Below are 13254 nucleotides of genomic sequence, written 5' to 3' on the forward strand. Positions count from 1 at the left end.
GGTCCGCTCACGACTTCGCCGCGGCCGCCGCCCCGCGCAGCGCGGCCGCGGTGAAGTCGTCCAGGGGGTAGAACAATTCGATGGCCAGCTCCGACAGCGTCACGTCGGCCGGAGCGCCGAAGGTCGCCATCGTGCTGAACATCGACAGTTCGCCCGCCGGGGTGCTGATCCGGATCGGCACCTCGAACGGGCTGGACGGTATGCCGGTCCGCGCCTGCGCGTCCGTCCCCGGCGGCTCGGGGTAGGCGGAGACCTCGTCGTAGAGTGCGGTCAGTTCCGTGTCACCGCTCGCGCTGACCTGCCTGGCCAGCCGCTCCAGGAACAGCTCGCGCACCTGGGTGCGGTTGGCCAACCGGGCCGAGAGCCCGTCCGGGTGCAGCACCAGCCGGTAGACGTTGGGCCGGGGCGCGCGGACATGCTCGGGGACGCCGTCCACCAGCACGCTCATCGCCGCGTTGCCCACCACCACGTTCCACAGCCGATCGATGACCACCGCCGGATACGGTTCGTGGGCGGTCAGCATGGCGTCCAGCGCGGAGCGGACCGACGCGAGATGGGCGTCGTCGAGGCTGCTCTCCCGGTAGGCGGGCGCGAAACCGGCCGCGACGAGCAGGGTGTTGCGTTCGCGCAGCGGCACCTCCAGCGTGTCGCACAGCCGCAGCACCATCGCCCGGCTCGGCGCGGCTCGGCCGGTCTCCACATAGGACAGGTGCCGCGCCGAGGTGTCCGCGGCCAGCGCCAGGTCGAGCTGGCTCAGCCTGCGCCGTTGCCGCCATTCCCGCAGCAGGATGCCCGCTCTCGACTGTGTCCGCACCGAAGTCACCCGGTCAGCTAAGCATCCCGGCGCGCGGTGCGGCCATGACCTCGGAGGTTATTGAGACGCCCATCTCCGGGCAGCAGGGTTGGTGCCGGGAGCCGATCGGCCCCGCCGGATCGACCACGGGAGTACGACATGAGACCCACCACCCTGGCTCGCCGCGACGGCGGCGCCGCGTTCCTGTGCTCCGCATTGCGCGTGGACGGCTGGAGCACCGGGATCTTCGGCGGGGTGTTGCTCGCCGGAGCCGGACTGCTGCGCGACCCGCTCGGGGTACCGACGGGCTGGAGCCTCGCGTTCGGCGTCGTCATGCTCGGCGGCGCGCTCGCGTTGCTGTCGATCGCCCGGCGCCCGGCGGTCGCCGCGCGCTACGCGGGGGCGGTGGTCACGGTCAACGCGCTCTCCGCGGCGGGGATGATCGGGCTGGCCGGTTCGGGATTCTTCGCGTTGACCGGGCTCGGCCTCGCATTCCTACTCGTCGGAGCGGCGGCGGTGGCGACCTTCGCCGGGCTGGAGTTCGCCGGACTGCGCAGGCTCGGGTGAGCGCCGTGCTCGATGACGACCGGTCCCGCCGCGCCGACGAAGCGACCCGCGCGACTGCTCCGGACACCCTTGCCGGTTCGAGGTTGCGAGGATCGGGTTGCTCGTCGCCGATGTCGCGGTGACAGCGCCTCGCCGTGGTCGAAATCCGTTGTGCACGAGGTCTTCGACCCGGTAGAGACATGCGGATGGACGTCTCGATACCCAGGATCAGATCGCTCGCGCCCGATGACTGGGCGGTGTTCCGGCGCGTCCGGCTCGCGGCGCTGACCGACGCGCCGCAGTTCTTCGGTACCACCCTGGCCGAGGCGCGGGCCCGCACCGAAAGCGACTGGCGGCGCGCCCTGTCGGACCGGGTGCAGTTCGTGGCGGAGTCGGGCGGGACCGAAGTGGGCACCGTCGCGGGCATGCTCGACCCGGAACGCGGTGGCGTGCACCTGATCTCGATGTGGGTGGCGCCGCGGGCACGGGGGACCGGCGTGTCCGACCGGCTGGTCGGCGCGGTGCTCGACTGGGCGGTCGCGGGCGGACACGACGTCGTCCGTTTGGAGTTCGCCGAGCACAATGCCTTCGCGGAGCGGCTGTATCTGCGCAATGGCTTCGTGCGGACCGGGGTGAGCGGGCCCATGGCCCCGGGCGACCCGCGCCGGGAATTCGAGATGGCGTGGCGGCCGTCCCGTTTGTCCGCCCCTTCGCAGGGTATCCGGGCCGCGACGGCATCCGAGACGCCCGTCCCGCACCGCGACGCCGAGCACAGGAGACAGCCATGAACAAGCGCAAGCCCACGGACAAGGGACCCGACGACGTGCAAGACACCGCCGACGTCTCCGGTGGCCGGTCGGCCGGAACCGGGCAACCGGCCGAGGGTGCGGCGCACGGGGGCCGGGAGCCGGAGCCGGGCGCCACTCGGCGCGCGGCGGGCACGCCCGGCGACTCCGACGAAGGCGGCGCGGGAGCGTCGGCCACGGGGAGTGCGGCGCAGGTCTCGGAAGACGCGTCCGTGCAGGCGGGCGGCGCCGCTGACGCGGCGGCGACGGTGACCTCGGGGAAGGTTCCGACCGGCACGGCCCCGCAGGCGGGCAGCACGCCTGATGCGGGGGAGTCCGTGACTGCCGGTACGGCCTCGCGGGTAGGTAACGCGTCTGGTGCGGGGGAGCCGCTGTCTTCGGGGGAGGTTCCGACCGGCACGGCCCCGCAGGCGGGCGGCACACCTGATGCGGGCGAGGTTCCGACCGGCACGGCCCCGCAGGCAGGCACCACGTCTGGTACGGGGGAGTCCGTAAGTACCGGTACGGCCCCGCAGGCGGACCACGCGCCCGGTGCGGCGGAGACGGTGTCTTCGGCGGAGATTGCGACCGGTGCGGCCCCGCAGACTGGCGGTACCGCCGATGCGGCGGCGGTGTCTTCGGCGGCGGCTGCGCAGGCGGGCCGCATGACTGGTGCGGCGGAGCCGGTGACTCCGGCCGATGCGGCTGCGCAGGCGGGTAGCGCTCCTGGTGCGGCGGAAAAGCCGGAACCGGAGCCGGAATCCACTGGGAGGCACGCGGCCGGAGCCGGGAGTCGTGAGCAGACGCCGGTCGGGGAGTCGGTTCGACGCGCGGCCGAGCGCGCCGAACGAGTCCAGGCGGACGCCGCCACCGCCGCCGAACGCGGCGCGGCGGGAATTCCCGGCCCGGTGGCGCACCCGGGCCGCACCCTGTTGGAGACGCTCCGCGACAAGCCCGTCCTCGCTGCGATTCCCGCCTCGGTCCTGGCTTTCATTTTCTGGCGCGCGTTCCGTCGAGGCTGACCCCTTACACGCGCCGCCGGTAGAACTGCCGAGATCCGCCCTCTGGCCCGGGATCCGCCTCCTCCGCGGGATGGAAGCCCAGGTTCTCGTAGAACGCGCGCGCACCACTGGCGACCGCGCCGGGATGGTCGGGCCCGAAGGTGACCACTTCGAGCGTGCCGGGAGTCGGCACGTAACGGCGGATCGCGTCCGTGGTCAGCGCCCGGCCGATCCCGTGCCCGCGCGCCTGTTCCGCGACGACCAGCCAATGCACCCGGTAGGTCGGCGGGTTCGAGCCGAACAGGATGCCGCCGAGCACTTCCGCCCCCGCGGACCGGGCGACGAGCGCCGTACCGCGCCGCACGTGCCGCAACACCGCGGCGCGAAATCCGGCATCGTCGGCGGACGCGCCGAACCAGTGCTCGACCTGCCCCGCCAGTTCGAGAAAACCGGCGAGGTCGTCCTCTCGCGCAAGCCTGACAATCATCCGCGCCATCGTGACACCATCGGCCGCCGCCGTCGACTCGAAGGGACCTCAGTCGGCGGCGGGTCGCAGAGCGATGTCGAGCTTGGTGCGGAAACGTCCGAAGTGGGGGTCGGTGTCGTGGAGGGCGAATCCGTCCAGTTCCCACCATCGTTCACCGTCGAACTCGCGCGGATCCAGGGCATGGCCGTCGGCGCGGTCACCGTGGATGACATACCAGAGGCTGACGTCCTCGTGACCGGAGTCCGAGCCGACCGTGGTGGTGGCGGTGAGGAACAGCGGGTCGGGCCCGATGACGTCGAATCGGGCCTCGACGCCGATCTCCTCGGCCGCTTCACGCCGCGCGGTATCGAGCGGATGCTCGCCCGGATCGACGTGCCCTCCGGTCGGCAACCACAACCCGGCAAGGCGATGCTTGCCCAGCAGCACCGCCCGTGCCGCCGGATCGACCAGCACGACATAGCAGACCAGGTGCCGCGGCGGGGTCGCCGGTCTGGCCCGCCGGAAGATGTCGTCGGTCGACGCGAGCCAGGCCAGCGTCGTGTCGATGTGCCGTCGCTCGAGCTCGTCGAGGGGCGCGATCCGACGCACGATCTCGGCGACCGCGGCGGTGGAGGGCTGCATGGCACGGACTGTAGCGCCGGGCGCCGACAGGTTCAGCCGTCCAGCACAACGGGTTTCAGCCGGGCCGTGTACGCCGCGGCGCGGTCGAGCGCGTCGGCGGCCGCCGCGAGTTCGATCAGCGCTTCTTCGAAGACTTCGCGTGCCCCGGCGACGCAGTAGCCGGGGGTGGTGAGCGCGCCGATCCCGTCGGTGTCGATCAGCAGCCCGGAATCCGGCAACGCGCCGTAGTCGTCGGCCAGCGCCGCGAGGTCGCGCCGCAACTCGCGTACCCGGTGCAGCAATCGGCCGCGCCGTTGTTCCAGGATCAAGGGATCGATCATCGGTGCCTCGTTTCGATCGACGCGTGCTCTTTCGCAATCTACCGAGCGCGGCACCGATGTGCGGCCCGGCCGCCGGGCCGGGCCGCGAACGCCCTATGGTCGCAGCACCGACACCAAGAATTCGGTTTGGTCGTACACGGTCTTCTCGAAGACCTCGTCGAAATAGATGTCGAAATGCTTGGCGGGATAACGTTTCACCACCGCGTGCTTGGTGCGTTCGGCGGCGCGCAGCGCCGATTTCACCGGCGCGACGGAATCGTCATCGCACAGCGCGTACAGCACCGGCATCTTCAATGCCTTCGCGCGCCGCGCGGGTGCGTCGAAGAGTGCCGAGAACGCTACTCGCGCGGCCACTTTCGGCTCATAGGTCTCGCTCTCGTCGGTCAGCCTGCGGAAGCCGTCCGGTACGTCGGGCGCGCTCATCAGCGCCGCGGCGCCGCGGCGTCCGGCCAGCCGAATGCCGACCGGCTTGCGCCGGAGCGTTCCGAGCAGCAGGTCGGTGGCCGCGATGGTGGTGACCTTGACCAGGCTGATCGGCCCCTTGGCCAACGCCGAGGACAGGCCGCTGGTGAACGGCACCTGCGCGACCACGGCCGCGATGTAGGCATCGTCCGGTGCGACCGAAAGCACGTGGCCGCCGCCGAACGACGTGCCCCACAACGCGATCCGGGTCGCGTCGATGCCGCGCAGCGTGCGCGCGAACGCGATGGCGGCATGCCAGTCCGCGCGCTGGCGCGCGATGTTCAGCAACTGGCGCGGCGTGCCTTGACTTGCGCCGAAATGCCGATAGTCGAATACCAGGACCGCCATTCCCGCGGCGGCGAAACGCCGCGCGTACCGATCCAGTCCCATTTCCCGATTGGCCCCCAGGCCGTGTCCCATCACCACTAGCGGGCGGGGTTTGGGTGCGCCGTCCGGGCGATATAGCCACGCCGCGCACTGTTCGCTTCCGGATGGGAAGCCGACCTCGACACGTTCCATGGCCATCAACCGTACCCAGTATCCTGTTCTGGCGGACGAGTTGGTCGGGCGGCCGCGGCGCTGGGAACGGGCACGGCTGTGCCGCCGCCCGGCGCCGAGGAAAGTCCGGACTCCACAGAGCAGGGCGGTTGTTAACGGCAACCCGGGGTGACCCGCGGGAAAGTGCCACAGAAAAGAGACCGCCCACGGCCTAGCGGTCGTGCGGTGAGGGTGAAACGGTGCGGTAAGAGCGCACCAGCGCCCCGGGTGACCGGGGCGGCTCGGTAAACCCCGCCCGGAGCAAGGTCGAAGGCCGCACCGGTTACGGTGCGGCTGCGCAGGCGCTCGAGGGCTGCTCGCCCGAGCCTGCGGGTGGACCGCTCGAGGTACCCGGCAACGGAGTGCCCAGATGGATGGCCGCCTCCCGGCTCAGGCCGGGGACAGGATCCGGCTTACAGACCAACTCGTCCGCCCGCCGGCGCGTGCTCCGCACTCCGGCTCGACTCCGCGCGAGGTCGCGTTCCGCGAGCTCGGCGGGTGTGCGAAGCACGCCGGGATAGCGCGGGGGTCAGCACATCAGTTTGGCCATTTGGTAGATCGCCTTGGCTTCCTCGGCGCTGGGCTGGGTGGCGCCGCCCGCGCGCTTGGTGATGTTCTTGACGACGTCGTCCTCGGATTTGCCCGCTTTGATGTCCCCGCAGGTTTCGGTCAGGATGCTCGCGATCTTCGCGTCGTCCTTGCCCTCGGCCAGCTTGGGGAACGCGCCGCGGAAGCTGACGAGGAACGCGCCCGCCTTCACGCTGTCGACCTGGGCGGCGGCCTGTGCCGCCGTGGTGGTGGCGGACGAGGTGGCATTGCTGGTCTTGTCGTCCCCGCACCCGGTGAGGAGCAGGGCGAAGAGGGTGGCGCTGGCCGCGATGGCGGCGGTAGTTCTTGTCACGGAGCGGCATGCTAGCCGCCTATAACCACCGCCGCCTCCCGTCAGGTTAACGGGAGGCGACGAGCAGTGGGAAAAAGAATCGCGCGGTCAGATCGGGTTGATCACGAAAACCTGCGCCCAGTACGCGGCCTGCTCCGGGCCCAGCAGCGGCAAGAGGTAGTCGAACAAAATCGATGACATAGCTGTGGAGCTCCCAAATTGTCGACGTGCGGGACATATCCAAACGTGCGGGCGAACCCACGCCCGTCACGGCGGGCCACGTTAGCAGCGCCGCCCGGGTCGTGTCGCTGGGCGAGAATTTCCGCTGTCCGATTCGTGCGGAACTGGCCCTGATCGTGATCGACGTCATAAAGTAGTCGCCGTTGGTAAGGGCCGGTGCGGGGCAGCACCGGGCCATTCATACTTCGATCGCGGGAAAGCAGGTCTCAACACATATGCGAGTAGTTCGCTCCATGGTCGCCGGCGCATTGGTCGCAGGCGCCGCTTCGGTTTTCGCGGTGCTGGGTGCGGGGTCGGCCGGCGCGGTCGCGGTCACCCCGCTGCCGGGCGGGGTTCAGGTCGACCTGAGTCCCGCCGACACGGTATGGGTGCACCAGAATCATGTCGGTCTGGCTATCGCCGGGTTGCCGCATCCGTCCGCCGCCTCCTTCGGCGAGGCGCTGGACGCGGCGGCTCAGGTGTCGTCCTCGGTGCCGAACGGCCGGGTCACGTTCACCGTCTACGGGCCGTTCGACCAGTTGAACGGCTCCATGCTGGCGCTGCAGTAGGACTCGGCGCCGCAGCGTGGAACTCCACCAGCGGATCGTGTCGGCGCCGGTCGATTTCGGCGCCATCCGGTCCGAGTTCGGCTTGGCCTCGGCGTACCCCGCCGAGGCCAGTGCCGAGGCCCGCGACGCGGTCGACGCGTTCGCGGGCAACCGGGTCGATCGCACGGACATCCCGTTCGTGACGATCGACCCACCCGGGGCCATGGATCTGGACCAGGCCCTGCATATCGAACGCGGCCCCGGCGGCTTCCTCGTGCATTACGCCATCGCCGACGTGGGCGCCGTGATCTTCCCCGACGGCGCGCTCGCCAAAGAGTCCGGCGCCAGGGGCCAGACCTTCTATCTTCCCGACGGCACCGTGCCGCTGCACCCACCCGCGTTGTCGGAAGGGTCCGCCAGCCTGCTTCCGGACCGGACGCGCCCGGCCGCGCTGTGGACTATCGAACTCGACGAGCAGGCCGAACCGGTGCGGTACACGGTTGTCCGCGCCCTGGTGCGCTCCCGTGCCCGGCTCGACTACTCCCGTGTGCAGGCCGACGCGGAGTCGGGTCGGCTGCATCCCTCGATCGCGGCCCTGCCGGAATTCGGCACGCGGCGCATCGAGGCCGGGCTGGCGCGTGGCGCGATCGGGCTGCGGTTGCCCGCGCAAAGCGTGGTCCAGGACGAGCACGCCGACGGGCACTGGCGACTGGTGGTGGAACCGCGCACGGCCGCCGACGACTGGAACGAGCAGGTCTCGCTGCTGACCGGCATGTGCGCGGCGCGGATCATGCTGGACGGGCACGCGCCCGCACTGGACCGGGTCGCGCTGCTGCGCACCATGCCGCCACCGTCGGAATCCGCGATCGAGTCGATGCGCCGGACCGCGCAGGCGCTGGGCGTGGCCTGGCCCGACGGCGAAGCTGTCGGCCGGATGCTGGCCCGGCTGGACACCGGCACTCCCGCGGCACTGGTCCTGATGTCCGAGGCGACGAGCTTGCTGCGCGGCGCCTCCTACACCGTAGTCGACGGCGCGGCAGGAGTGCCGCACGCGCCGGAAGCTCTGCGGCACAGCGCGATCGGCGCGCCGTACGCGCACGTCACCGCTCCGCTGCGGCGGTTGTCGGACCGGTTCGCGACCGAGATCTGCCTGGCCCGGTGTGCGGGGGCCGAGGTGCCGCGCTGGGTGCGGGAGGGGCTGGTGAGCGCCGCCGAGACCATGCGGCGCAGCGACAGCGTCGCGGGCAAGATCGAACGCGCCTGCATCGACCTGACCGAATCGACCCTGCTCGCGCCACGTACCGGAGCGACGTTCGACGCCGTCGTGGTGCGCGAGGCCAACGGCAACCGGCCCGCCGTGGTCTTCGTCGCCGACCCGCCGGTGCTGGGCCCGTGTGAGGGGAAACCGCCGGAAGGCGAGACCGTGCGGGTGCGGCTGCTGTCGGCCGACCCGAGGGAACGGAAGGTGTCCTTCACCTACCCTGCGTGAACGGCAGCGGCGGCCGCACCGTACACGACCTCGTCTCGCGAGCGTGCCGATGAGCAGAGGTCTGCACTGCGGCCGACCGTGGGTTGCGGCCGTGTTGTCGACTGTGGGCCAGCGAGCTGGGTTGATCGACCGCGGGCCAGCGAGCTGGGTTGATCGACCGCGGGCCAGCGAGCTGGGTTGATCGACCGCGGGCGGGTGGCCGCGTTGCCGACCGGACACGAGGCGGCCCGAATTGCCGACTCCGGACGCGCGGCCGCGTCGTATCCCGGCCGCGGACGACCGCTACCGGTCACGGCACCGCCCGCGGCGCTGCTGGTCGGCGAATGCGGTGATCGGCTCGTCTCGACCGGCTCAGCGCCGGGACACCGGATCACCCCGTGATGACGGCCGCTCCGAACAGCGCCGCGGCGGTGGCCGGATAGCGGCTCAGTTCACGGGCCGCCGCGGCGTCCTCCGTGGCCGCGAGGGCCTCGTACAGGCCGGCACGCTCGCCCGCCGCCGCGGCCTCGGCCGCCCGGTGCAGGATCGCGTCGTGCGACTCCACCGCGTCCCGATGGTCGCCGAGCACGGTCTGCAGCTTCTTCGCCCGGACGCCGCGATCGGCGGCGTCGTCGCCGAGGACCTGCTGCGCCGCCTCGCACGAGTACCGCAGCCGCTTGGCGCTCTTGCGGATGTCGTGCAGCAGTTCCACCCGTTCGAGCGGATCGACGGTGGGCTCGGCGCGGATCAGGGATTCCACCCGGTCGAGGTCGCGGCGCAGCACCTCCCGGAACACGTCCGGCGCCGCCACATGGGCGCGTGAGTGGCGCAGCGGCGGGTCGGTGCGCCATCGGGACAGCTCGTCGCGCAGCTCGCGGTAGCGGGCGCCGTCCAACGCGGTCAGCACCTCGTCGTGCGCCGCTCGATAGCGCTCCCGCTCGGCGTCGACCAGCCGCGCGGTGACCGCGTCGACCTCCGCCGGGTCGGCTCGCTCGGCATGATCGGCCAGCAGCGTGGCGAACCGATCGGCGCGCACCTCCGCGTCCCGCGCTTCACCGAGCAACCCGGCCAGCCACTTGAGTTCCGCGCCCATCGCGGCGGCGGGCTTCTTGGCGAGCAGTTTGCCGTAGGACCGCAACACGCTGCGCAGCCTGCGGGTGGCCACCCGCATCTGATGGACCGAGTCCTCCGCGTCCGCGCGGACCTCGGGTTCGGCGGCCGCGAGTCGGTCGATGTCCTCGCGCAACGCGTCCACCAGAGCGGACCCCGCCGTGATCACCGTGCTGGTCCGCGCTTTCGCGAATCGGTCGGTGGCCTCGACCAGGTGATGTGTGATGCCGGGCTCGTTCGCCGCGTGCCCCGCGTCGTCGACGATGTGCAGGACCGACCCGGGCCAGGCTCGGTGCAACTCCCACGCGCTGACCGCGGGACAGACGATGTCGTGGCGGCCCTGCACGAGCACGGCCGGGATGTGCGCGATGGCGTCGATGTCACGCAGCAGCTGGCCCTCTTCGAGGAACCCGCCGTGCCGGAAGTAGTGATTCTCGATCCTCGCGAACGCCAGCGCGAATCGCGGCTCGGACGTCTCGGCCACCCGATCCGGATGCGGCAGCAGCGAACTCGTCGCGCCCTCCCAGCTGGACCAGGCGATCGCGGCCGTGCGGGCGATGTCTTCGTCGGCCGAGTGCAGCAGGCGGTGGTAGACCTCGACCAGGTCTTGATCGCGTTCGTCTTCGGGCACCGGCGCGAGGAACTTCTCCCACTCGTCCGGATAGACGTAGCCCGCCGCGCCGTTGTAGTACCAGTCGATTTCCTTGCGGCGCAACAGGAAGATGCCGCGCAACACCAGTTCGGTCACCCGATCGGGGTGCCGCTGCGCGTAGGCCAGCGCGAGCGTGGAGCCCCAGGAACCGCCGAACACCTGCCAGCGATCGATGCCGAGATGTTCGCGCAGCCTCTCGATGTCGGAGATCAGGTGGCCGGTGGTGTTGTGTTCCAGACTCGCGCCGTCGGCCAGGTGCGGAGTGGAGCGGCCGCAACCACGCTGGTCGAACAGCACGATCCGGTAGGCGGCCGGATCGAAGAAGCGCCGATGGAACGGCGCGGTGCCGCCGCCGGGCCCACCGTGCAGGAAGACGACCGGCTTACCGGCCGGATCGCCGCTGACTTCCCAGTAGACCGACTGACCGTCGCCGACGGCGAGCATGCCGGAGTCATGCGGCTCGATCTCGGGATAGAGGGTGCGCATCCGGCCGCCCGGCTCAGAACGCCAGACCAGAGGCCAGATCCGGGATGCCGAGCGCCTCCACGGCCTGCTGACGGACATCCGGGCAGCTCTTGACGGTGGCGCGGTCGACGATCGGCTTGTCGGCCAGCACCGCGCCGTTGATGCCGCCGTTGCGCAGCGCCCACTCGTGCACCAGGGCGTTCAGTCCGATCTTGCCCAGGGTCCCGCCCTGGATCCGCCAGTTGGACAACTCCGGCCGGATCATGTCGCACAGCTGGGTCGCGGCCGCGTCGGAGATCTCCGGGCTCGTCGGCGTGACGCGGCCGGAGGTCGTACCAGGAGCGGCGGTGGCCGACACCGTGGTGGAACTCGAGCTGCCGGTGGGCGCCGGGCCCGAGTCGCTGCCGCAAGCGGTCAACGCGGCGGCGGTGAGAGCGCCCGCCACCAGCAGGGTGCTGCGTGAAATCCAACGGCTGTACGGCATGGGTACCTCTGGTCGTGTCGGTATTGTCGGCATCGAGTCTGCCATTGATTCCGCCGACCGGCCCGAACCGGCCGTTTTCGGTGGGAAGAGTTCAGCCGAAGTGCGCGCGCAGCTCGTCGAGCAGTTTCGGTGTTCATGCGAGGTCCGAGCCGCTCGATGGACGGAGAATCACTGCCCGGAGACAGGGCGTCGGCCGGACTCGGTTCGCCACCGACGCAGGGTGATCGAGTGGCGTCGCTCTACCTGCCGCACTTCCCGAGTTCTATCGGTCGACGCGAATCATCGGAAGTTCCGGTCGTACCTTCGCGATCGAGTCGAAGTCCGCGTCCGCGTGAATGAGCGTCAGGCGGTGCTCCAGCGCGGTGAGCGCGATGACGATGTCCATCGGCGACGGCCCACGATGATGGCCGATGCGGACCAGATCACGCTGCACCGCCAACACGTGGCGCCAGGGATCGTCGAGCGCGGGGTACCAGCCGAACGTGCGTCCGAGAACAGCGAAAAACGGTTCGAAGTCCTTGCCTGATCGAACGGAAACCATGAGCTCGGCTTCGACCGGCGGACAGATCGCGACGAGTCCTTGCGCCACCTGGCGGGGCCATGGATCATCGACCTGGCCGCGGAGCAGTCGCCACACGGCCGAGGTATCGGCGAGGTAGGTCACCGCTGGGGATGCTCCTCGCCTGCCAGAACGTCGAAGTCCAAAACGTCCTCGGCATTAGCCTGCAGCCAGGCCAAACTGCGGGCGCGATCGTCCGCGGTCAGGCCCGCCGCGATGGCCAAAGCCCGATTGATCGTGTCACGTTTGGTGCGTGTGCCCAGCTGCTGCTGAGCGAGTGCCAGTGCGCCGTCGTCGAGATCGACTATGGTCCGCGTCATGCTCCGCACCTCCCTTGATATACGGATATACGTCAGTATATCAAGGGAGGTGGCGATTTCAGAAACTGTGCTCCGCCGCGGGGAAGGTGCCCCGGCGCACTTCGTCGGCGTAGGCAGCGGCTGCGGCACGCAATTCGTCGCCGACGTTGCCGAAGCGTTTGACGAACTTCGCGGTCTTGCCGCTGGTGTAGCCTGCCATGTCCTGCCAGACCAGCACTTGCGCGTCGGTGTCGGCGCCCGCGCCGATGCCGACGGTCGGAATGGTCAGCTTGCGGGTGACCTGCCCCGCCAGTTCGGCCGGGACCATCTCCATCACCACGGAGAACGCGCCCGCCTCCTGAACGGCGATGGCGTCGGCGATCAGTTGCTCGGCGCCGTCGCCACGACCCTGCACGCGGAATCCGCCGAGGGTGTTCACGCTCTGCGGGGTGAAGCCGATGTGCGCCATGACCGGGATGCCCGCCGCGGTGATCAGCGCGATCTGCTCGGCGACCCGCTCGCCGCCCTCCAGCTTCACCGCGTGCGCCCCGCCCTCCTTCATGAACCGGGTCGCCGTCGCCAGCGCCTGCTGCGGGGAGGACTCGTAGGTGCCGAACGGCAGGTCGGCCACGACCAGCGCGTGCGGCGCGCCGCGCACCACCCCGCGCACCAGCGGGATGAGCTCGTCGACAGTGATCGGCACGGTGGTGTCGTAGCCGTACACCACGTTGGCCGCGGAATCGCCGACCAGCAGCACGGGAATGCCCGCTTCTTCGAACAGCCGCGCCGAGGAATAGTCGTAGGCGGTCAGCATCGCCCAGCGTTCCCCGTCGGCTTTCATCTGCTGCAGGTGGTGCACCCGGGTCTTGCGCATCTTCTTGGGCTCTGCGGGCGCCGCACCGTAGGCAGGGGTTTCCGAGTCGGATACGGACATCATCGTCCCTTTCGTCTGTGTCGCCTCGGGGCCCGTCCGGGTCCCCGGGAGTGTCTGACGATTTCAGTGTGCCACCCGCCACCG

Annotated in this window: 16 protein-coding genes, 1 other RNA gene and 1 pseudogene; 6 read left to right on the forward strand and 12 right to left on the reverse strand. The window is 70.4% G+C overall.

The genetic code is table 11. The features are described from left to right. Positions 1–7: 7 nt before the first annotated feature. Positions 8–823, reverse strand: a complete 816-nt coding sequence (locus tag ABZ824_RS22095) for a helix-turn-helix transcriptional regulator (protein WP_356965070.1) — start codon at positions 821–823, stop codon at positions 8–10. A gap of 129 nt (positions 824–952) precedes the next feature. Here ABZ824_RS22095 and ABZ824_RS22100 point away from each other — a divergent pair, with 129 nt between their 5' ends. From ABZ824_RS22100 to ABZ824_RS22110, 3 genes are all read left to right on the forward strand, one after another. After that, the gene (locus ABZ824_RS22100; RefSeq protein ID WP_356965071.1) at positions 953–1360 is read left to right on the forward strand and encodes a hypothetical protein; all 408 of its coding nucleotides are present in this window, start codon (positions 953–955) and stop codon (positions 1358–1360) included. Positions 1361–1545: 185 nt separating this feature from the next. Further along, a complete protein-coding gene (locus ABZ824_RS22105) occupies positions 1546–2127 on the forward strand; it encodes a GNAT family N-acetyltransferase (protein WP_355072790.1) in 582 nt (193 codons plus the stop codon). Further along, entirely contained in the window at positions 2124–3146 is a 1023-nt protein-coding gene (locus ABZ824_RS22110; protein WP_356965072.1) for a hypothetical protein, read from the forward strand. Before ABZ824_RS22105 ends, ABZ824_RS22110 begins: the two co-directional genes overlap by 4 nt. Before the next feature lie 4 nt (positions 3147–3150). On the opposite strand, the gene ABZ824_RS22115 is transcribed toward ABZ824_RS22110, so the two are convergent. The 4 genes from ABZ824_RS22115 to ABZ824_RS22130 all read right to left on the reverse strand — a co-directional run bounded on the left by ABZ824_RS22115 (position 3151) and on the right by ABZ824_RS22130 (position 5534). Beyond that, positions 3151–3612: a GNAT family N-acetyltransferase gene (locus ABZ824_RS22115; RefSeq protein WP_355072794.1), complete on the reverse strand. Its 462-nt coding sequence runs from the start codon at positions 3610–3612 to the stop codon at positions 3151–3153. 48 nt (positions 3613–3660) lie between these two features. Beyond that, a complete protein-coding gene (locus ABZ824_RS22120; protein ID WP_356965074.1) occupies positions 3661–4233 on the reverse strand; it encodes an NUDIX domain-containing protein in 573 nt (190 codons plus the stop codon). A gap of 32 nt (positions 4234–4265) precedes the next feature. Further along, positions 4266–4553, reverse strand: a complete 288-nt coding sequence (locus ABZ824_RS22125) for a hypothetical protein (RefSeq protein ID WP_355072797.1) — start codon at positions 4551–4553, stop codon at positions 4266–4268. Positions 4554–4646: 93 nt separating this feature from the next. Further along, positions 4647–5534, reverse strand: coding sequence for an alpha/beta fold hydrolase (locus tag ABZ824_RS22130; protein ID WP_355072799.1), 888 nt, complete (start codon positions 5532–5534; stop codon positions 4647–4649). 36 nt (positions 5535–5570) lie between these two features. Between ABZ824_RS22130 and rnpB the strand changes: the two genes are divergently transcribed. Further along, positions 5571–5984: RNase P RNA component class A (gene rnpB / locus ABZ824_RS22135), an RNA gene on the forward strand. A 97-nt stretch (positions 5985–6081) separates the two neighbouring features. Here rnpB and ABZ824_RS22140 read toward each other — a convergent pair. Beyond that, positions 6082–6453 (reverse strand): hypothetical protein, encoded by a 372-nt coding sequence (locus ABZ824_RS22140; RefSeq protein ID WP_355072800.1) that lies wholly within the window; start codon positions 6451–6453, stop codon positions 6082–6084. A gap of 452 nt (positions 6454–6905) precedes the next feature. Here ABZ824_RS22140 and ABZ824_RS22145 point away from each other — a divergent pair, with 452 nt between their 5' ends. Both ABZ824_RS22145 and ABZ824_RS22150 read left to right on the forward strand, forming a co-directional pair. After that, complete coding sequence (locus tag ABZ824_RS22145; RefSeq protein ID WP_228827325.1) at positions 6906–7220, forward strand: hypothetical protein; 315 nt, start codon at positions 6906–6908, stop codon at positions 7218–7220. 16 nt (positions 7221–7236) lie between these two features. Then, entirely contained in the window at positions 7237–8688 is a 1452-nt protein-coding gene (locus ABZ824_RS22150) for an RNB domain-containing ribonuclease (RefSeq protein WP_356965077.1), read from the forward strand. A gap of 370 nt (positions 8689–9058) precedes the next feature. On the opposite strand, the gene ABZ824_RS22155 is transcribed toward ABZ824_RS22150, so the two are convergent. From ABZ824_RS22155 to panB, 6 genes and pseudogenes are all read right to left on the reverse strand, one after another. Further along, on the reverse strand, positions 9059–9946 hold the full coding sequence (locus ABZ824_RS22155) for a CHAD domain-containing protein (protein WP_356965227.1): 888 nt from the start codon (positions 9944–9946) through the stop codon (positions 9059–9061). Positions 9947–9967: 21 nt separating this feature from the next. Further along, positions 9968–10915 (reverse strand): annotated as a pseudogene (pip, locus tag ABZ824_RS22160) (prolyl aminopeptidase); the annotation flags it as partial. A 13-nt stretch (positions 10916–10928) separates the two neighbouring features. Beyond that, positions 10929–11378: a hypothetical protein gene (locus tag ABZ824_RS22165; protein ID WP_355072805.1), complete on the reverse strand. Its 450-nt coding sequence runs from the start codon at positions 11376–11378 to the stop codon at positions 10929–10931. A 262-nt stretch (positions 11379–11640) separates the two neighbouring features. Next, entirely contained in the window at positions 11641–12042 is a 402-nt protein-coding gene (locus tag ABZ824_RS22170) for a PIN domain nuclease (protein ID WP_355072807.1), read from the reverse strand. Beyond that, entirely contained in the window at positions 12039–12257 is a 219-nt protein-coding gene (locus tag ABZ824_RS22175) for a DUF2191 domain-containing protein (protein ID WP_355072809.1), read from the reverse strand. The genes ABZ824_RS22170 and ABZ824_RS22175 overlap by 4 nt, the downstream gene beginning before the upstream one ends. Positions 12258–12315: 58 nt before the next feature. Beyond that, positions 12316–13110, reverse strand: a complete 795-nt coding sequence (panB, locus tag ABZ824_RS22180) for a 3-methyl-2-oxobutanoate hydroxymethyltransferase (RefSeq protein WP_356965228.1) — start codon at positions 13108–13110, stop codon at positions 12316–12318. Positions 13111–13254 lie beyond the last annotated feature (144 nt).

Origin of the sequence: Nocardia sp. NPDC047038, assembly GCF_040644075.1 — a bacterium.
GTDB classification, from domain to species: Bacteria; Actinomycetota; Actinomycetes; order Mycobacteriales; family Mycobacteriaceae; genus Nocardia; species Nocardia sichangensis.